18 protein-coding genes are annotated in these 19,469 nt (G+C 64.8%); 8 read left to right on the plus strand and 10 right to left on the minus strand.

Translation table 11 applies throughout. The annotated features are described in order from the left end of the window. The first annotated feature begins 21 nt into the window (after positions 1-21). Together CH295_RS11895 and CH295_RS11900 are read left to right on the plus strand one after the other, a co-directional pair. Positions 22-690 (plus strand): TVP38/TMEM64 family protein, encoded by a 669-nt coding sequence (locus CH295_RS11895; RefSeq protein ID WP_252342011.1) that lies wholly within the window; start codon positions 22-24, stop codon positions 688-690. Beyond that, positions 687-1,298: a CDP-alcohol phosphatidyltransferase family protein gene (locus CH295_RS11900; RefSeq protein ID WP_094740806.1), complete on the plus strand. Its 612-nt coding sequence runs from the start codon at positions 687-689 to the stop codon at positions 1,296-1,298. Before CH295_RS11895 ends, CH295_RS11900 begins: the two co-directional genes overlap by 4 nt. On the opposite strand, the gene CH295_RS11905 is transcribed toward CH295_RS11900, so the two are convergent. Then, entirely contained in the window at positions 1,270-2,706 is a 1,437-nt protein-coding gene (locus tag CH295_RS11905; RefSeq protein ID WP_252342012.1) for a dihydrolipoyl dehydrogenase family protein, read from the minus strand. The genes CH295_RS11900 and CH295_RS11905 overlap by 29 nt on opposite strands. A 63-nt stretch (positions 2,707-2,769) precedes the next feature. On the opposite strand from CH295_RS11905, the gene CH295_RS11910 reads away from it, so the two are divergent. The 3 genes from CH295_RS11910 (at position 2,770) to CH295_RS11920 (ending at position 5,022) form a co-directional block, all read left to right on the plus strand. Beyond that, entirely contained in the window at positions 2,770-3,420 is a 651-nt protein-coding gene (locus CH295_RS11910; RefSeq protein ID WP_094740808.1) for a class I SAM-dependent methyltransferase, read from the plus strand. Positions 3,421-3,493: 73 nt separating this feature from the next. After that, positions 3,494-4,360 (plus strand): alpha/beta fold hydrolase, encoded by an 867-nt coding sequence (locus CH295_RS11915; protein WP_094740809.1) that lies wholly within the window; start codon positions 3,494-3,496, stop codon positions 4,358-4,360. 44 nt (positions 4,361-4,404) lie between these two features. After that, positions 4,405-5,022 carry a dihydrofolate reductase family protein gene (locus CH295_RS11920; protein WP_094740810.1) on the plus strand — a complete coding sequence of 206 codons (618 nt, stop codon included), beginning with the start codon at positions 4,405-4,407 and terminating at the stop codon, positions 5,020-5,022. Positions 5,023-5,036: 14 nt separating this feature from the next. Here the strand turns inward: CH295_RS11920 and CH295_RS11925 are convergent, their stop codons facing one another. Both CH295_RS11925 and CH295_RS11930 read right to left on the minus strand, forming a co-directional pair. Continuing rightward, entirely contained in the window at positions 5,037-5,759 is a 723-nt protein-coding gene (locus tag CH295_RS11925; RefSeq protein WP_094740811.1) for a mycothiol-dependent nitroreductase Rv2466c family protein, read from the minus strand. A gap of 64 nt (positions 5,760-5,823) precedes the next feature. After that, positions 5,824-6,507: a hypothetical protein gene (locus CH295_RS11930; protein ID WP_094740812.1), complete on the minus strand. Its 684-nt coding sequence runs from the start codon at positions 6,505-6,507 to the stop codon at positions 5,824-5,826. A 234-nt stretch (positions 6,508-6,741) separates the two neighbouring features. Here CH295_RS11930 and CH295_RS11935 point away from each other — a divergent pair, with 234 nt between their 5' ends. Next, a complete protein-coding gene (locus CH295_RS11935) occupies positions 6,742-7,962 on the plus strand; it encodes a type III PLP-dependent enzyme domain-containing protein (protein WP_094740813.1) in 1,221 nt (406 codons plus the stop codon). Here the strand turns inward: CH295_RS11935 and CH295_RS11940 are convergent. From CH295_RS11940 to CH295_RS11970, 7 genes are all read right to left on the minus strand, one after another. Beyond that, positions 7,925-8,623 (minus strand): response regulator, encoded by a 699-nt coding sequence (locus CH295_RS11940; RefSeq protein WP_037187725.1) that lies wholly within the window; start codon positions 8,621-8,623, stop codon positions 7,925-7,927. The genes CH295_RS11935 and CH295_RS11940 overlap by 38 nt on opposite strands. Next, positions 8,616-11,162 carry a sensor histidine kinase gene (locus tag CH295_RS11945; RefSeq protein WP_094740814.1) on the minus strand — a complete coding sequence of 849 codons (2,547 nt, stop codon included), beginning with the start codon at positions 11,160-11,162 and terminating at the stop codon, positions 8,616-8,618. Before CH295_RS11945 ends, CH295_RS11940 begins: the two co-directional genes overlap by 8 nt. Positions 11,163-11,194: 32 nt before the next feature. Continuing rightward, the gene (locus CH295_RS11950; RefSeq protein ID WP_094740815.1) at positions 11,195-11,833 is read right to left on the minus strand and encodes a potassium-transporting ATPase subunit C; all 639 of its coding nucleotides are present in this window, start codon (positions 11,831-11,833) and stop codon (positions 11,195-11,197) included. A gap of 1 nt (position 11,834) precedes the next feature. Further along, positions 11,835-13,931, minus strand: a complete 2,097-nt coding sequence (gene kdpB, locus CH295_RS11955) for a potassium-transporting ATPase subunit KdpB (protein WP_094740816.1) — start codon at positions 13,929-13,931, stop codon at positions 11,835-11,837. Further along, entirely contained in the window at positions 13,928-15,700 is a 1,773-nt protein-coding gene (gene kdpA / locus CH295_RS11960; RefSeq protein ID WP_094740817.1) for a potassium-transporting ATPase subunit KdpA, read from the minus strand. The genes kdpB and kdpA overlap by 4 nt, the downstream gene beginning before the upstream one ends. Positions 15,701-15,704: 4 nt before the next feature. Further along, the gene (gene kdpF / locus CH295_RS11965; protein WP_080734555.1) at positions 15,705-15,803 is read right to left on the minus strand and encodes a K(+)-transporting ATPase subunit F; all 99 of its coding nucleotides are present in this window, start codon (positions 15,801-15,803) and stop codon (positions 15,705-15,707) included. A 307-nt stretch (positions 15,804-16,110) separates the two neighbouring features. Next, a complete protein-coding gene (locus CH295_RS11970; protein ID WP_094740818.1) occupies positions 16,111-17,019 on the minus strand; it encodes a LysR family transcriptional regulator in 909 nt (302 codons plus the stop codon). A gap of 137 nt (positions 17,020-17,156) precedes the next feature. Between CH295_RS11970 and CH295_RS11975 the strand changes: the two genes are divergently transcribed. Then, on the plus strand, positions 17,157-18,554 hold the full coding sequence (locus tag CH295_RS11975; protein WP_037187735.1) for an MFS transporter: 1,398 nt from the start codon (positions 17,157-17,159) through the stop codon (positions 18,552-18,554). Further along, positions 18,551-19,297, plus strand: a complete 747-nt coding sequence (locus tag CH295_RS11980; RefSeq protein ID WP_094740819.1) for a 3-hydroxybutyrate dehydrogenase — start codon at positions 18,551-18,553, stop codon at positions 19,295-19,297. The genes CH295_RS11975 and CH295_RS11980 overlap by 4 nt, the downstream gene beginning before the upstream one ends. The last annotated feature ends 172 nt before the right edge of the window (positions 19,298-19,469 follow it).

Below are 19,469 nucleotides of genomic sequence, written 5' to 3' on the forward strand. Positions count from 1 at the left end.
GCCGGACGAGAGGCACACACCGTGACGCAGGACCGCCCGACGCGTAGTCGCCGCGGCACGACCCTGAAATTGCTCGCGGCTGCCGTGGTCGTCATCGCTCTGGTGATCGTGCTCGGCACCGTCGACCTGCCCGATCCGTCGTTCATCCGTGACCGAGTAGCGTCGGCCGGGCCCTGGGGCATCGCGCTGTTCGTCGTGCTCTACACCGTCCTGTCGGCCACCCCGTTCCCCGCCAGCACGTTGACCATCGCGTCGGGACTGCTGTTCGGATTGGCGGTGGGCGCAACCGTCGTGGTGTTCGCCGCCACGATGGGGGCGTATCTCGGGTACTGGGGAGCGCGGGCGCTGGGACGCGGCCAGGTGGCTCGCACCGAATGGGACAGGCTCCGCCGGCTCGACGCCATGCTCGGGCGACGCGGATTGCTGTCGGTGCTGCTCGTGCGTCTGGTGCCGCTGCCGTTCTCCTTGGTGAACTACGCGGCCGGAGTCAGCGCGGTGGGGCAACGTGACTACGTGGTGGGCACCATGATCGGCATCGTGCCCGCGACCGTCGCCTACACCGCGCTCGGTGCGTACGGGACCTCGCCGCTGTCGTGGCCGTTCGCCATCGCATTGCTCGCCGTGCTGGCGATCGCGGCCGGATCGGCCTTGTTGGCACGCCGCCTGGGACTCACCGGTGCAGCCGAATGATCGACAGCTTTCTGCGCCGCCACCTCGCAAGCCCGCTCGATCGCTGTGCCCGCGCCCTCGACCGCCCCGCGATCACACCCGACCGGATCACTGCCGCGGGACTGGTGCTGGGCCTCGGTAGCGCACTGGCCGCGAGCCTGCAGTTCTGGTTGCTTGCTTTGGTTCTGTGGATCGTCTCCCGGATCGCCGACGGCCTGGACGGGCCGCTGGCGCGCAGGCGGGCGACAACAGCCGGCGCCGGCGGATTCTTCGACATCACAGCCGACTTCGTGGTCTACGGCACGACGGTGGTGGGCGTCGCGGTGGGCGCCTCGGCCGGATACGACGCCCCCTGGTGGCCGTTCCTGCTGGTGCTGTTGGCGTACTACATCAACGGCACCGCGTTTCTTGCGTTCTCCTCGATTGCCGAGCGCACCGGTCGCACCATCGACGACGGCCGCTCGCTGTCGTTCCTCGGAGGGTTGGCCGAGGGAGCCGAAACCATTGCAGTACACAGTCTCTGGCTGCTATTGCCCGGTATCTCGTGGCAGATCGCGATGGTCTGGGCGGCGGTGGTCGCGGTGAGCTCCACCCAACGGATCATCGCCGGGTATCGCGCGCTCTCCTGATCCACGTGCCGCGCACTTTCGCCAGCGCGGCCGTTGCTCGGGAAATCACCGGAGAACCCAACTGCACCTTCACGTCCGCTATCGCCGCGTTCCACGGCCCGTCGTTGTACGTCGGATACGGGTGCGTGGCTCCGGCGAGATCGCGGGTACGCAGCCCCTGCTCGATGGCGATGATCAGCTCCCCGATCGTCTCGCCCGCTCGCGGTCCCACCACACAGGCCCCGACGATGCGACGCTTGGCGTCGAGCACGAGCGTCGTCGATCCGTTCGTTGCATTCTCGGTGACGGCCCGGTCGACGTGATGGTGGTCGAGAGTCTGCAGCCGCAATCCACGCTGCCGCGCGGTCCGTACATCGATTCCCGCCGAGGCGATCTCAGGATCGGTGAACGTCACCCGCGGAGTTCCCGTCGTACTCACTGTTCGGTTCAGGCCGAGTGCTGCGTTGCTCGCGGCCAGACTGCCGTGCACCCCTGCGGTGTGCGTGAACTGAGGGTGACCGGTGAGATCTCCCGCTGCCCAGATACGGGGATTGGTGGTCCGCAGATTCGCGTCGACGCGCACGAATCCGTTGTCGTCCAACGACACTCCGGCCGCATCCAAGCCGAGTGATGCGGTACGCGGAGTCCGCCCGGTGGCGATGAGCACTCGATCGAATTGGATCTCGACACCCGTATCGGTCACGGCCGAACTTTCGTCGATACGCACGACGGCGGTGGAGGTCAGGACGCGCACACCCTCGCCGGTCAACGCCTGCGTCAGGATCGACGAGGCCTCAGGGTGCTCACGCGGCAGGATCGTGGCCGACCGTCCGACCAGAGTCACGTCCGATCCGAGGCGCGAGAACGCTTGCGCCATTTCGCAACCCACCGATCCGGCCCCGACGATCAGCAGCTTGTCCGGTAGCGCCGTCAGATCCCACAGGGTGTCGCTGGTCAGGTAGTCCACGTGCTCGATGCCGTCGATCGCCGGCACCGTGGGATGCGCACCGGTGGTCACGATCGCCTGACCGAAATGCAGCAGCCGTGTGCCGACGGACACGGTGTTCGGACCGGTGAACACGGCGTCACCGCTGATCACGTGGACTTCGGCCGCGGTCAGTGCTTCCGGTGAATCGATCGGCGCGATCTCGGCGATCGACCCGTGCACGTGCTGCATCACGCGCCCGAAATCCACGCTCGGTGGCTGGGTGACGATGCCGAATCTGGACGCGGATCGAACCGTCTGTGCCACCGAAGCCGCCGCGAGCAGTGCTTTGGACGGAACGCATCCGGTCCACAGACAGTCGCCGCCGGTGCGTTCGCGCTCGATCAATACGACGCGAATGCCGAAGCCGGCCGCGGTCTTCGCCGCCACGATGCCGGCGGTGCCGCCGCCCACCACAACCACGTCGGCGCGGCTGTCGGGCACACTCGAAGACGAACGACGGATTCCCATACCTCCCACTATGCCCGCGCCCTGGAGAGACCCGAGATGAGACGACCGACCAAGTACACGACGTCGGCGCGCCTGTACGACCTGATCTCCTTCGAATGGCCGGTGTATCGCGCCGGCCGGGAGGTGGCATTCGAGTTGCTGAATCTGCCTGCCGGAAGCCATGTTCTGGACCTCGGCTGCGGGACGGGGCTGAACTTCGCCGGGCTGCAGCGGATGATCGGACCGACCGGCTCGATCACCGGAGTCGACGCCAGCCCGCAGATGCTCGAACAGGCCCGGCTTCGGGCCCACCGGGCCGGTTGGAACAACGTCACGCTCGTCGCAGCCGACGCCACCACCCTCGCCAGCGCGGATCTGGGCAAGCGCGCCCCGTTCGATGCGGCCCTGAGCACCTACGCACTCTCGCTGATGACGCCGTGGCAGGCGGCCCTCGAGGCGATGATCGCGGCAACGCGAGTGGGCGGCGTCGTGGCCGTCGTCGACATGCAGCGGCCCGTCGGACGCGCGGCGGTGTGGACCCCGCTGGCGAAGCTTGCGTGCCGACTCGGAGGGGCGGACATCGAGGCTCATCCGTGGACGGCGATGACGCCACTGCTGCGCGATCTGTCGACTCGCTCCGTCCGCGGCGGCCACATCCAGGTCCGCGTCGGGACTGTCGTCTCGCGCCCAGCAGAGCCGAGTTCGTAGCCGACGCTCGCCTTCGTGACGACCGGACGAGCGTTCCCGGTGAGTTTTCGCGCGGGCCGAGGTCCACACGACCATGACGACACAGACAGTTTCCGTTCCCGGTGCGACCCTGACCTATGACGTGATCGGTGAGCTCGAGCCCGGGGTCACCCCTTTGGTGCTCATCGGCTCACCGATGGATGCCAGTGGGTTCGGTACGTTGGTGTCGCACTTCCGCGACCGGGTGGTCGTCACGTACGACCCGAGAAATGTCGGACGCAGTCGACGAGACGACGCGACCGCCGCAGTCACCTTCGGCGAACATGCCGACGACCTGCATGCAGTGCTCACCGCCGTCGGTCATGGACCGGTGGATGTGTTCGCCTCGAGCGGGGGTGCGGTCAATGCGCTGGTGCTCGTCAGCAGTTACCCGTCCGACGTTCGGATGTTGGTTGCGCACGAACCACCCGCCGGAGGCACGCTTCCTGACCGGGAGAACATCGCGACGGTGTGCGCACACATGGTGGCCACGTACGACGCGCACGGCCGCGGCCCGGCCATGGCCGAATTCATGTCGCTGCTGATGCATGCAGGCCCCATCGACGACGCGTTCTTCGCTCGCCCGGCACCGGACCCGGCGCAGTTCGGCCTCCCGACCGAGGACGACGGAACCCGCGACGATGCCCTGATGTCCAACATGCGCGGGGGAGGCGTCGATTTCGCGCCGGATGTCGACGCATTGCGTGCTGCTCCCACCACCGTGGTGATCGGAGTAGGCGAAGAATCCGGCGGCCCCGAGGACGGTCACATCGCGGCTCGCGCAGCGTATTCGACTGCGGCGCTCCTCGGATCGGAGCCGATCGTCTTTCCCGGCGGCCACTCGGGCTTCCTCGGCGGCGAATTCGGTCAGACCGGAAAGCCGACCGAATTTGCCGAGAGTCTGCGAAAAGCATTGGGCTGAAAAAGGTTTGTCCCGAAGAAGACCCCACCGAACCAGGAGACATCATGGGCCTCATCACGTTGGAGCTCTTCGCCACCCTCGATCTCGTCGCACAATCACCCGGAAGTCCCGAGGAAGATCCCGAGAACTTCCCCTACGGTGGCTGGCAAGTTCCTCTCCTCGACGAGGTCTCCGGGGCGCAAGTCGACGCCGCATACGAGGGCACGGACGCGCTCCTGCTCGGGCGGCGCACCTACGACATCTTCGCCGCGTACTGGCCGAACCAAAACGGCTCGTTCGCAACGCTGTTCAACGCCATACCGAAATACGTGGCCTCGCGCGGCACACCCGATCTGCGGTGGGACGGTTCGACCCAACTCGGACCGGACCTGGTCGGCGCGGTGCGTGAGATCCGAGATCGACACGACCACATCAAAGTGGTCGGAAGCCTCGATCTGGTGCAGACTCTGTTGCGCGAGAAGCTCTTCGATCGACTCGATCTGTGGGTGCATCCCATCCTTCTCGGAGTGGGAAAGAGAGTGTTCGCCGACGGCACGGTACCCAGCAACCTGACGCTGCTCGAGCCACCGGCCGTCGGTGACAGAGGCGCCGTCTACCTGCGTTACGGCCTCGAGGCCGGAACCCCGGGAACCGGCAGCATGGACGACGTGCAGGGCGGCTGATTCGGCCGAGACGATCACTTCTTCTGGCGTCGACTCCCGGCATGCCAGTCCTGTTGCACGCCCGCTTCGTCCTCTTGGACCCCAAGGGCCTTCAGTTGGGGGAGCTCACGCAGACTGCGCTTCATCTCGGCGAAGCCGGGGAAGCGAGCGAGTCCGATCACGTTGTCCCACAGCGGTACTGCCTCCTCGTCGCTGGGCAGTCGGCTGATCACCGGCCCGAAGAACGCGACGCCGTCCGGCGGCTCGAACGCGATGATGGGGGTTCCGACGTCCTTGCCGGTCAGCGAGAGCGCATGATCGGTCTCGGCGCGGATCTCCTCATCGAGAGTCGAATCATCCAGTGCTGCAGTGTGATGGGTGGGCAGCCCGAGTTCTTCGAGGATCGGGGCAAGGAATGCTGCGGTGCCGCGGTGGCCGTGGCTCGCGGCGTCGTCGGGCACAACCTCTGTGTCGAAGATGCGCGCTCCGAGGGCCTCGTACAGCGGCCCGACAGCGGCCGACCCGTGCTCACGACGAACAGAGGCAGCGGCCCGCAACAGTCGCAGACCAGCAGTGTGCCCGGCCTCGTACTCGGGTGGGAAGTGAGCGTCGTAGTCGATGTGGGAATTGAGCAGTCGCAGCGAGATGAATCGCCAGTCGACGGTGTACTCGCGCTGGGCTTGGACCTTGCGGACCCACTTGCTGGTCATCCAGGCGAACGGGCACACCGGATCGAAATAGAAATCGATATCGGCCATCGAGTGGACGCTCCTTCTCGGGACGGAAGTTCTGTCCACTCGACGGTATACGCCTCCCGGAGCATCAGTGGGCGGTCGCCTGCGCCGGTACCACCGAGACGGCTGGCCGTGGCAGGTTCCATCGGGTGCACCCGTCACGCAGCGCAGCGTCCACAGAGCGCACGACGGACGTCAGGTAGGGGACGGAATAGTTCATCCACTCCTCGGTCGGTCCTCCGCTCAGAATGATGCGGTGCACCGGCGACTCGCCCGTCGTGGACACGGACGTGCGGCGCAGCGTCTCCTCGGCGGCCGAAGCCCATTCGGCCGGATCGCTGGAGTTGTCGACGTCGCTGTGGAGGCCGACCACCTGCACTCGGTGACCGCAGAGTGCTGCCGGCGCATCGTTGTCGAGATAGACATATTTCGTTCGCTGCGCGCACTGTGTCAATCGAGCGATCTGCGGCTCCGTACCGACGACAAAACGGAACACCCCGCGGTGCACGGCACTGCGGATACCATCGGTGCCGGCTCCGCATCGAAACACTATGTGGTTCGGCCGAATCCCGCTGAGCTGCACACGATCGAGCTCGTCGTCATCGTGCGCGAGGACGGTGACACCGGAGTTCCGTACCCAAGTGGCGAGACCGTGATCGCCGAGCGCGTTCGCGCGGACACCGAAACCGACCCCTGGAATGACCCGACGCATGAGGTGAATCGAATTGTGCAGTTGTGTCGAGTGATCGGGCGCTTCGAGCGAGAGTGTCATGCACTCAGATATACGCTCGCGCGAACCGCTAGGGCAGTTCGTTGACGGAGTTTTGACGCGACGTACCGAGATTCTTACGGGGTGCAGATGGTCGAGGCGCATCTGTTACCGCGGTGTCAAGGTCATCGTCCGCAGCGTCAATTTCCCGTCAAGGCAGGGCTGTTCGCCTCCGATCGGGACGATGATCGACTGTAGGCCCGCACTCGGTCCGGTATCGACGAGGAGATGTGTTCGATGACGTTGTTGGATTATCTGCCGTCGCTCAGAGGTGCACTGTCGTCGCGGTTGGATCATGCCGTGTGGCCGAGTACGACGCACTATCGACACGGTCGAGTGACGGTGGCAGGAATGTTCCTCGACGACATTGCCGATCGTTACTCGACGCCGGTGTGCGTGATCGACGAAACCAGCCTGCGCGGTAGGTGCAATCGCATCGCGCTCGGGTCGTTCACAGCCGAAATGCTCTACAGGCCAGGCAGTGTGCTGGCTCCGGTTGTCGCGCGCTGGATAGGGGAGCAGCACTTGACGCTGGTCGTCGAGTCGATGGCAGCGTTGTCGTCCGCCCGGCAGCTCGGTGTCGATCCCTCCCACATCGTCGGTCGTGCGCAGAGCGCGCAGGTTGCAGATCTGCTGCTGTCACTTCCGGTGGGTGAGCGAGTGGGCCGAATCGTCGTCGCCGCAGGTCTTCACCGGATTTCGGATGCGGACCGTGCCGTAGCCGTCGCACAGTCGACTCTGGTCAGCACCGACGGCAATCGTGATTATGCGGAAAACGTCATCGCTCAGGTTGTCGATTGCCCTGCAACGGTATTCGACGGTGTCGAATGCAGCGCGGCCACCCTCGACGGCGTGTTCGCACGGATCGTCGAGTCTCTCGGGGTGATGGCTCAGGCCTACCGAGATCACGGCGTGCTCGGTAATCGCCTGCATCTACGGATCGATTCTCCGACGGGACTCGATAGTGCGCTCCTGTCCGACGTCGTCGAAGACGCCATCGACGAAGGCTGCATTCGGCATCGCTTTCCGCGTCCGCAGCTTGCCGTCGAGACCGGGGAGTCGATCACCGACGCGTCCATGGTGACGGTGTGCCGCGTCCGGTCGATCGACCGGACGGATTCACACAGAGTCGTCGTGGTGGTGGACGGTGGAACCGGTTGCGCCCCTGCCGGTCCGGCCGCGGCGGTCATCGCCAACCGCCACAGCCTGGGCGGCGAGGAATTGTTCGTACTCGCCGACGGCAGTGATCCTCTGCGTCGGTGCGTCATCGACTCGGAAGTGTCGCTCCCGGCAGATGTTCGGGTCGGTGACGTCCTCGCGATCGCCGACGGTCCCGGCGACTGCCCGAGCGTCCTGACACTGTCCGACGGGCAGGCCCACCATCTGGATCTGCTCCCCGAGATGCCAGCTCGGGTCCGGTTCATTCCACGAGTCGATACCCCATTCCCGTCTCGGTGATGAGATGTCGGGGCTTGCCCGGATCGATTTCGAGCTTGCGTCGAAGTTGAGACATGTAGATCCTCAGATAGTTGGAGCCGTGATCGTGCCCGGGACCCCAGACAGTTCGGAGTAGTTCTTTCTGCCCCACCAGCTTGCCCGCATTGCGGGCCAGCATCTCGAGGACTCCCCATTCTGTACGCGTGAGATGCACGATCTCGCCGTCCCTGGTCACCCTCTTGGAGGCCAGATCGACGGTGAAAGACGAGGTGGTCACCAGCGGGTCCGTAGGGGACGTCGTGATGGCTCGTCTGCGAACGGCGACGCGTAGCCGGGCCAGGAATTCGTCCATCCCGAACGGTTTGGTGATGTAGTCGTCGGCACCGGCGTCGAGAGCGTCGATCTTGTCGCCGCTGTCGGTGCGCGCGGACAGCACGATCACCGGAATCTCGCTCCATCCTCGCACACCGGCGAGCACGTCCAGGCCGCCGATATCGGGCAGTCCGAGGTCGAGGATCACGACATCGGGGTGCTCGGACGCAATGGCGCGTAGCGCGCCGGTCCCGGTGGCCGCGGTGACGACGTTGTAACCGCGGGCGGCGAGGTTGATGCGCAGTGCGCGCACGATCTGCGGCTCGTCGTCGACAACCAGAACCTTGATCGCGGAACGCGATTCACCCATGGGTCTGCTCGGAGAAGTCGCCTCTGGCAGTCGATTCCGCTCGGGCCAATTCGACGGTCATGGTCACTCCGCCACCTGCAGTATCGGACACCGTCACCGAGCCTCCCATGGCCTCGACGAACCCACGCACAACGGAGAGTCCGAGCCCGACGCCCGTGGTGTTGTCGCGGTCGCCCGATCGTTGGAAGGACTCGAACACAGCCTCTTCGCTTCCGGGCGCGATCCCAGGGCCGCTGTCGGCAACGGTGATCACCGCTCGGTCGCCGATGTAGGCGGCCCCGACCCGCACCGGCGATCCGGGTGCGTGTCGCAGCGCATTGTCGATCAGATTCGCCAGCACGCGCTCGAGCAGACCCGCGTCGGCCGAGACGGCGACGTCGTCCACATCGACGACGACGAGTTCGCGACCCGTGTGCGTCCCGACGAGCGCTGCGTCCACGGCATCCTCGACGTACACGATGGACCGGCTCGGCTGAATGACCCCCGCCGCCAATCGCGACGAATCGAGCAGGTTGCCCACCAGACCCGTCAGCTGGTCGGTCGATTCCTCGATGGTCGCCAACAGTTCAGCGGTGTCCTCGGTGGAGAATTCCACATCGGTCGCGCGCAGACTCGACACCGCAGCCTTGACCGCGGCGAGTGGTGTTCGTAGGTCGTGGCTGACCGCGGACAGCAGCGCCCGCCGAAGACGGTCGACTTCCTTCAGGCCTGCGGCGGTGCTGGCCTCCTGAGCGAGTTCGGTCTGCCTGATCAGACCCATTGCCTGGTTGGCCACTGCGCTGAGCACACGTCGATCGTGCGCACCGGTCTTGGTACCGGACAGGAGCAAGGTGAAGGAACCGTCGGGGGTGTCGATCGCGGTGTCGGCGTCATCGGGTGCGGCGGGCGGAGAATCACCGACGGATTCGACGATGACACCAGCACCTCTGATGATCGAGACCGCGCGCTGAGAGTACGTCTCGCGGACTCGCTCCAACAGCGTTCGAATGTCGCCGCCGCGCAACACCGTTCCGGCGAACAGTGTCAGGAGCTCGGCTTCCTGTGACGCTCGCCGAGCTTCGCGGGTGCGTCGGGCGGCCGCGTCGACGAGAAATGCCACCGCCACTGCCATGATGAGCAGCACAACGGTGGTGACGAAATTGTCGGGTTCGGCGATGGTGAAGCTGTACCGCGGATCGGCGAAGAAGTAGTTGAGTAACAATCCTGCGATCAACGCCGACAGTGCCGCGGGCGCAACGCCGCCCAGGAGCGCAACGGCGAGTACGACCATGAAGAACAGGGCACTCTCGCCGCCGAGATCGAGATATGGATCCACCAACAGCATCGCCAGGGCCGAGACGACGGGTACGACAACGGCGGCAACCCAGGACAGAATTCGTCGGTGCTTCGGGTTGGGCGGGATCAGCCGCCCGAGCCGAAAACCTCGACTGATCTGGTTGTGGGTGACCATGTGCACGTCGATCTTGCCCGAGTTCTGAATGACCGCAGCGCCGATGCCCTCGTCCAGTATTCGGGCCCAGCGAGACCGCCGCGAGGTTCCGATGACGAGCTGGGTCGCGTTGGCCCCCCGTGCGAAGTCGAGCAGCGTGGTCGGCACGTCGTCACCGACGACACTGTGCATACTTGCGCCGAGACTCGCTGCGAGTACGCGGACTTTCCCCATCTGCGGTGCCGAGACGCCGGTGAGGCCATCGCCGCGGATGACGTGGAGCACCATCAGTTCCGCGCTGGACCGCGAGGCGATCCGGCTCGCGCGACGCAGCAGGGTCTCGGACTCCGGTCCACCGGTCACCGAGACGACAACACGCTCGCGTGCCTCCCACGTGTCGGTGATGTCGTGTGTACTGCGGTATTTCGCCAACGCAGCGTCGACCTGATCGGCGATCCACAGCAACGACAGTTCGCGCAGGGCAGTCAGATTGCCCTGACGGAAATAGTTGCTCAGCGCTGCGTCGACCTTCTCGGCTGCGTAGATGTTTCCGTGCGAGAGCCGGCGGCGCAGCGCTTCTGGAGCCACGTCGACCAATTCGATCTGTTCCGCTGCCCGCACCACCGAATCCGGGACGGTTTCTCGTTGCGGCACACCGGTGATCTGCTCGACGACATCGTTGAGGCTTTCCAGATGCTGCACATTCAGGGTCGAGACCACGTCGATTCCCGCTGCCAGCAATTCCTCGACGTCCTGCCAACGCTTCTCGTGGGCGCTACCCGGGGTGTTGGTGTGGGCGAGTTCGTCGACAAGAACCAGCGAAGGTTCACGCTCGATGATCGCTGCGACATCGAGTTCCTGAGCGATCGATCCGCGGTAGTGAACTATCCGCGGAGGAACCAGTTCGATGCCGTCCAGTAATGCGGCGGTGCGGGCGCGGCCGTGGGTTTCCACCACGCCCGCGACCACATCGCACCCACGTTCTTGCCTGCGGTGCGCTTCACCGAGCATCGCGAAGGTCTTACCGACCCCCGGCGCCGCCCCGAGATAGATGCGCAATTCACCGCGATCGAGTCCTCCGGACCCCCGCTTGCCTGTCTTTTTTCCCATGTCGTCTACCCGCTGCCCTGGACCGTCGAGGCTCAGCTCGTACCGCACCCCGGTGCCGTCAGTCCCAGAGCGACATTGAGCTCCGGCACGTTCACCGTCTCGTTGCCGAGGAACCCGAGCTGCCTGCCGTCGGTGTGTTCGGCGACCAGAGCCGTCACCGCGTCGACGCTCATGTTGTTGACCTGCGCGACGCGTGGGATCTGGATCGCGGCGTAGGCGGGGCTGATATCGGGATCGATACCCGAGCCGGATCCGGTGACCGCGTCCACCGGCACAGCGGCCGGGTCGACGCCTTCACGCTCGGCGATGACGGCACGACGTTCCTCGATGAATGCCGCCAGTGCTTCGCTACTGGGGCCCTGGTTGGTCGGCAACGACGCGGCCGGGTCGCTCACGGCAAAGGCATCCTCGTCGGAGATGGATCCGGTAACTCGGTTGTGGAAGAACGGATCCGGCGCTCCCTCTTCGACCTGCGGGTCGACCCCGATCAGGCTGCTGCCGACGATGCACCCGTTCGCGTCACGCAGCGGCGACCCCTCGGCAGAGCTGGATCCGATGCGGCTCACCGCCCATACCGCCGCCGGATACCCGATACCGACGATGACCGTCAGCGCCAGCAGCACCGACAGTCCTGCCACGATCTGACCGAGAAATCTCTGTACGAAACGCATGTCAGCCTATCCCTGGGATGAAACGAACGACGAGGTCGATGAGCCAGATCCCGATGAACGGGGTGATGACGCCGCCCACTCCGTAGAGCAGCAGATTGCGGCGCAGCAGTGTCGAAGCGCTCGACGGGACGTAGCGAACACCCTTGAGTGCCAGCGGAATCAGCCCGATGATCACCAGAGCGTTGAAGATGACCGCGGACAGGATCGCCGATTCGGGGGTGGCTAGCCGCATGATGTTGAGGCCGTCGAGTTGTGGGTAGACGACGCTGAACATCGCCGGCAGAATCGCGAAGTACTTCGCGAGGTCGTTGGCGAGGGAGAACGTCGTCAATGCTCCGCGGGTGATCAGCAACTGCTTACCGATCTCGACGACCTCGATCAACTTGGTCGGATCGGAATCGAGATCCACCATGTTGCCGGCCTCTTTTGCTGCCGACGTTCCGGTGTTCATCGCAACGCCGACATCGGCCTGCGCCAGAGCGGGGGCGTCGTTGGTGCCGTCGCCCGTCATGGCGACCAGCCGGCCGCCTTCCTGCTCCTTGCGAATCAATGCGAGCTTGTCCTCGGGTGTGGCCTCGGCGAGGAAGTCGTCGACACCTGCCTCGGCTGCAATGGCTTTCGCGGTCCGCGGATTGTCACCCGTGACCATGACGGTCCTGATGCCCATGGCCCGCAACTGAGCGAATCGCTCCGCGATGTGGGGCTTGACGACATCGGAGAGTTCGATGACACCCAGTGCGCGGGCAGGACCGCCCTGGGGTGAAGTGGCGACCACCAGGGGTGTCCCGCCCATCTCGGCGATGCTGTTCGAGATGTCGTCTATCTCGACGGCGATCGAGGGACCGCCGTTGCTGCGCACCCATGCCAGTACCGAATCGGAAGCCCCCTTACGGACCTGGGTGCCGTCGAGATCGATTCCGCTCATGCGGGTTTGGGCGGTGAAGGCGACGAACTCGCCGGTCTTCTCGGTGTCCGTGGCGTGCAGCGGCAACGAGTATTCCAGTCCGCACAGATCGACGATGCTGCGACCCTCGGGTGTGCCGTCGGCGAGTGAGGACAACCGTGCTGCTGCGGCGAGTTCGCCTGCCGTCGTGCCGGGTGCGGGATGAAGCCCGGTGGCGCGACGGTTACCGAAGGTGATCGTGCCGGTCTTGTCCATCAAGAGCGTGTCGATGTCGCCCGCTGCCTCGACGGCGCGGCCGGACATCGCCAGGACGTTGCGCTGAACCAGTCGGTCCATACCGGCAATTCCGATGGCGGACAACAACGCTCCGATGGTCGTCGGAATCAGACATACCAGCAGTGCGATCAGCTTGATCGGGTCTTGCTGCTCGCCGCCGTACGCGCCCATCGGTCCGATGGCGACGACGGCCAGCATGAAGATGATCGTCAGCGAAGCCAACAGGATGTTCAGCGCGATCTCGTTCGGGGTCTTCTGGCGCGATGCACCCTCGACGAGGGCAATCATCCGGTCGACGAAAGTCTGGCCCTGGGCCGCGGTGATCCGTACGACGATCTCGTCGGAGAGCACTCCGGTGCCGCCGGTCACTGCGGAACGGTCACCGCCCGATTCGCGGACGACCGGCGCAGATTCGCCGGTGATGGCCGACTCGTCAACGCTCGCAATGCCTTCGATGACATCGCCGTCTCCCGGAATGATCTCGCCGGCCGAGACGACGACCTCGTCACCGACCTTCAATTCGGTGCCGGGAACCTCTTCGATGGTCCCGTTCGATGTCCGACGGCGCGCGACCGTGTCTCGCTTGACGGCACGCAGGCTCGCGGCCTGGGCCTTGCCTCGGCCCTCGGCCACGGACTCGGCAAGGTTGGCGAACAACAGCGTGAACCACAGCCACGCCGCTACGAGCCAGGAGAAAACGGAAGGATCGAGGACCGCGAGCACGGTGGTGACGAGGGAGCCGATGAGTACGACGAACATGACCGGGTTGCGGGCGAGATGCCGAGGGTCGAGTTTGGCGAACGCGGACGGCAGAGACGTCCACATCTGCCGGGGGCTGAAGTAACCGGATCGAACCGGGGTGGGGGAGTCGTCGACGTCGGACTCGTCGTCGATGAGCCTGGATGAGGTGACGGTCATTGCAGTGCCTCTGCGATCGGGCCCAAAGCCAGGGCCGGGAAGAAGGTCAGTGCCGCAACAAGAACGGCGGTTCCGAGTACCAGTCCGGTGAACAGCGGTCCGGTCGTGGGAAGAGTGCCCGGGTTCGGAGCGGTGCGTTTGGACGTGGCGAGGGAACCGGCCAGTGCCAGCACGAAGATGATCGGCAGGAAGCGTCCGAGCAGCATCGCGATGCCCAGGGAGGTCTGGAACCAGTCGCTGGTGACGGTCAACCCGCCGAACGCGCTGCCGTTGTTGTTCGAGGCGGAGGCGTAGGCGTAGAGGACCTCGGTGAATCCGTGGATCGATCCCGGCGTGCCCGGGTCACCCGAATTGCCCTGGAAGCCGGTGGTGGAGGACAGGATCACGGTGATCGAGGTGCCGATCAGAACCAATGCGGGCATCACCAGTACCGACAGTGCGGCGAGAGTGATCTGGCGCTGCCCGATCTTCTTGCCGAGATACTCGGGCGTACGGCCGACGAGAAGTCCACCCACGAACACCGCGATGATCGCCAGCACGAGCAGTCCGTACAGACCGGTTCCGACACCACCCGGGGCGATCTCGCCGAAGAGCATGTTGAGCAGGACGGCTCCTCCGCCGAGCGGAGACATGCTGTCGTGCGCGGAATTGACTGCGCCGGTGGAGGTTCCCGTCGTTGCGACGGCGAAAAGGGTGGATCCGGGAATGCCGAATCGAACTTCCTTGCCCTCCATCATCGAACCTGCGGCCTGCGCTGCGACGCCGCGCGCACCGGACTCTGCAACAGCAGTGACGGTGAGGAGAGCTGCGAACAGGGCCGCCATGACCGCCAGCAGGGTCAGACCTTGACGACGGTCGCCGACCATCGTGCCGAAGGTGCGGGTCAGTGCCACCGGGATGAGCAGGATCGAGATGATCTCGACGACGTTGGACAACGGGGTCGGGTTCTCGAACGGGTGCGCGGAGTTCGCACCGAGGATCCCGCCACCGTTGGTGCCCAGTTCCTTGATCGCTTCCTGTGACGCGACGGGAGCCAATGCATTGGAGACCGACGACCCGTCGAGTCCCGTCGAGGCGAAACCTGTGCTGAAGGACTGAATTACGCCTTGTGTCAGCAGGATCAGCGCGATGACGAACGACAGAGGTAGAAGGATGCGTAGGATTCCTCGAACGAGATCGACCCAGAAGTTTCCGATCTCGCCGCCGGTCCGCACGCGCACGAAGCCTCGGATGACGGCGATGGCGACAGCGAGGCCGACTGCGGCAGAAACGAAGTTCTGCACCGCCAAGCCCAGGGGCTGCGTCAGGTTCGACATCGTCGTCTCGGGTGTGTACGACTGCCAGTTGGTGTTGGAGACGAAGGAGATCGCGGTGTTGAACGCGACCGACGGGCTCACTCCCGACAGTCCTCCGTTCAGTGGAAGTACACCCTGAATTCGTTGCAGCACATAGAGAAAGAGGACGCTCGCAGCGGAGAAGCCGAGTAGCGAGAGTGCGTATCCGACCCAGGTCTGCTGGGACCGTGGGTCGATCCGGCAGAGGCGGTAGATCAGCTTTTCGATACGAAGATCTGCCCACACGGTCGTGCCGCCGCGGGTGCGCTGCAGGGTGGCTGTACTCCCCGCGGCACCGAGGCTTCCTGCGTCTGTATCGACATCATGTTCGGTGGCAAAGACTTTCGCCATGTAGTCGCCGAGGGGCACGTACGCGATCGCCAGAACGACGACGACCACGAGGATCTGGAGCGATGCTGCCAGAGCTGCAGTCATGTTCTCAGAACCTCTCCGGGTCGAGCAGAGCGACGAACAGATAGATGACCACTGCGGCGGCGATCACCACGAGTACGACGTTGATGGTTCCGTCGAGCGTCATTTCGCCTTCGCCTTCGTAGTGGCAGTGGTCGCCAACGCCCGCAGGATCAGTGCACACACACCGAATCCCGCGGCCGTGACGAGGAGATAACCCAAATCAGCCATGAACGTTCGAGCCTCTTCGACATAGTGCGGTCCAACGCATCTTCAGCGCTGGCGGTCCAGCGCTTCATCAGCGCTGGTCGGAGGGCTTATGGCCCTCCGGTCACCGATATGTTTACGCCGTCGAAATTGGCCTGAAGACGATCCTTACGGATCCTTTACGCCTGGGAATTCAGTCATGACACAAATATGACGCGGCCTTTTAGTCAGCTCTCTCCCAGCAGAGCCGAGCGCTGCTCGGTGACGACCGCGCGGATCGCGTCGACCACTGCTGAGACCTCCGGACGTCGCAGGGTTTCGGTGCGGGTGACGAGCCAGTAGGTCAGTTTGACCGCGATGGCGTCGGGCAGGATTCGTCGTAGGTCGGGGTGGCGGTCGGCCATGAAGCACGGCAGCAGTCCGATGCCCGCCGAGGCGCGAGTGGCCTCGACGTGGACGAAGACGTTGGTGGAGGTGACCGATTCGCGCATCGTCGGGGTGAAGTTGGGGGCCAGATCCAGATCGTCGACGTGCAACATGGAATCGATGAAATAGATGAACGGGTGTGCGGAGAGGTCGGCCGGCACCTGCGGCGTTCCGTGGTCCTCCAGATAGGCCTCGGATGCATAGAGGCCGAGTAGATAGTCCCCGAGTCGGATGGCCTCGGCGCGATGTACCTGCGGTTGGCCGACGACGATCTCGATGTCCAGGCCAGATCGTTGCTGCGACGCCCGCCGGGTGACCGCCACGATTTCCATGGACACCCGCGGATGAGCACGCTGTACCCGCGCCGCGGCCGGAGCAGCGATGTATGCGCTGAATCCATCGGTCGCAGAAATACGTACGACGCCCTCCAACGCACCTGCGTCGGTCGAGACGAGGGTCCGCAGCGCATCCTCGACGGCCTCGGCAGCGGCAAGCGCGCCGCGGCCCAGCTGTGTCAGTTCCCAGCCGCCGGCACCTCGGGTCAGGACGCGGCCGCCGAGCGTGTCCTCGAGTGCAGCGATGCGTCGGGAAATGGTCGTGTGGTTGATCCCCAGGTCGTCGGCCGCGGAGCTGTAGCGACCGGTTCGACTGACAGCGAGCAGCACCAGCAGGTCGTCTGCACTGGGGATCTTCGTGCCACCGAGCGTCATGTGTGCAGTTTTGCAGATCCGACCTGCGTTCATGGCTCTTGCGCCCACAAACATCTGCACCAATACTCAGAGCAACCCGCAGTTGTGTGGTCCATCACATGCATGAACCTGACGTGCTGAGTAACACAGGAGAAAACATGAGCGTCGATCAGCCGCTGACAGAACGACCCGAACCGGATCCCGATGCCACCCCCACAGGCCTGAAGAAGGTCGTCGGAGCATCGATGGCAGGCACCATCGTCGAGTGGTACGAGTTCTTCCTCTACGGCACCGCCGCAACACTGGTGTTCAGCAAGATCTTCTTCGCTGCCGGAACCAGTGAGCTCGACGCGATCCTCGCGGCCTTCGTCACCTACGCCGTCGGCTTCGTCGCCAGGCCGTTGGGCGGCATCGTCTTCGGCCACTACGGCGACAAGTACGGCCGAAAGAAGTTGCTGCAGTTCAGCCTCGTCCTCGTCGGCGGAGCCACGTTCCTCATGGGCTGCCTACCGACCTTCGAGGCGATCGGCTACTGGGCCCCGGCCCTGCTGGTGACGCTGCGATTCATCCAGGGCTTCGCCGTCGGCGGCGAATGGGGCGGTGCGGTTCTCCTCGTCGCAGAACACAGCCCCAACAAGTCTCGCGGATTCTGGGCCAGCTGGCCGCAGGCAGGCGTCCCCGCAGGCAACCTGCTCGCCACCGTCGCGCTGCTCGTTCTGACCACCACCCTGTCCGACGAGGCCTTCCTCAGCTGGGGCTGGCGCGTCGCGTTCTGGCTCTCCGCCGTCATCGTCTTCGTCGGCTACTACATCCGCACCAAGGTCTCCGACGCCCCGATCTTCCTCGAGGCCCACAAGCAGGCCGAGGTCATCAAGGCAGCGTCGTACGGCGTCTTCGAGGTCGTCAAGCGTTACCCGCGTGGCGTCTTCACCGCGATGGGACTGCGCTTCGGTGAGAACGTCATGTACTACCTCGTCGTCACCTTCTCGATCACGTACCTCTCGGTCGAGGTGGGTACCGATACCTCCACGATCCTGTGGTGGATGCTGATCGCCCACGCGATCCACTTCTGCACGATTCCGTTGGTGGGCAAGCTCGCCGACCGCGTCGGTCGTCGCCCGGTCTACTTCGCCGGTGCCGTCACCGCGGCCACGTGGGGCTTCTTCGCCTTCCCGATGATGAACAGCGGCCACAACGTCGTCATCATGCTGGCCATCATCATCGGCCTGATGTTCCACGCCTTCATGTACGCCACACAGCCGGCCATCATGGCCGAGATGTTCCCGACGCGGATGCGGTACTCCGGTGTGTCCCTCGGCTACCAGGTCACCTCGATCGTCGCCGGCTCGCTGGCCCCGATCATCGCCGTGAAGCTGCTCGACGTCTACGGCTCGTCCGTCCCGATCGCGGTGTACCTCGCCGTGGCCTGCGCCATCACCGTCGTGGCGGTCGTCGTCGCTCGGGAGACCAAGGGACTGGCGCTCGAGAGCATCGACATCGCCGACGCCAAGAACCTGGCCACCGAGGCCGAGCTGGCGAAGGCCGGTCTCAAGTGACCGACCTGAACGGACGCTCCGCCCTCGTCACCGGGGGAGCGTCCGGCATCGGGGCCGCCTGCGCTCGCGAGCTGGCCGGCCGGGGTGCGCACGTCACCGTCGCCGATGTGAACGACGTTGCGGCAAAGGAATTGGCGTCGGAGATCGGCGGTGACGTCTGGTCGGTGGATCTGCTCGACACCGCCGCGCTGGACGACCTCCGCTTGGACGTCGACATCCTGGTCAACAATGCGGGCATCCAGACCGTCGCACCGATCGTCGACTTCGACCCCGGCGCATTCCGCAGAATCCAGACGCTGATGGTCGAGGCTCCGTTCCTGCTCGTTCGAGCTGCGTTGCCGCACATGTACTCTCGCGGCTTCGGTCGAGTGATCAACCTGTCGTCGGTGCACGGACTGCGGGCCTCGGAATTCAAGGTCGCCTACGTCACCGCCAAGCACGCACTCGAAGGACTGTCGAAAGTGACGGCCCTCGAAGGCGCAGCCCACGGAGTGACGAGCAACTGCGTCAACCCGGGATACGTCCGAACGCCGCTGGTGGAAAAACAGATCGCCGACCAGGCCAAGGCACACGACATCCCCGAGAACGAGGTACTCGAGAAAGTCCTGCTGACCGAGGCGGCCATCAAGCGACTCGTCGAACCGGACGAAGTCGCCTCACTGGTGGGGTGGTTGACCTCCGAGAACGCGGGCATGGTCACCGGCGCGTCGTACACCATGGACGGTGGTTGGTCGGCTCGCTAGGTTCGGTGCCGCCCGCTCGGCGTCAATGGACCACTGCATACGTCTGACCGGTGCAATGGTCCATTGACGCGAACGGGGTAGACGCGAACGGGGTGGGCGCGCGGCCCGGTTGACGCGGGCAGGCGAATGACAACACCCTCGAACAGCAAGAAGCCCCCGTGACATGTCACGG

The sequence above is a fragment of the Rhodococcus sp. 14-2483-1-2 genome (assembly GCF_002259405.1).
Classification (GTDB): domain Bacteria; phylum Actinomycetota; class Actinomycetes; order Mycobacteriales; family Mycobacteriaceae; genus Rhodococcoides.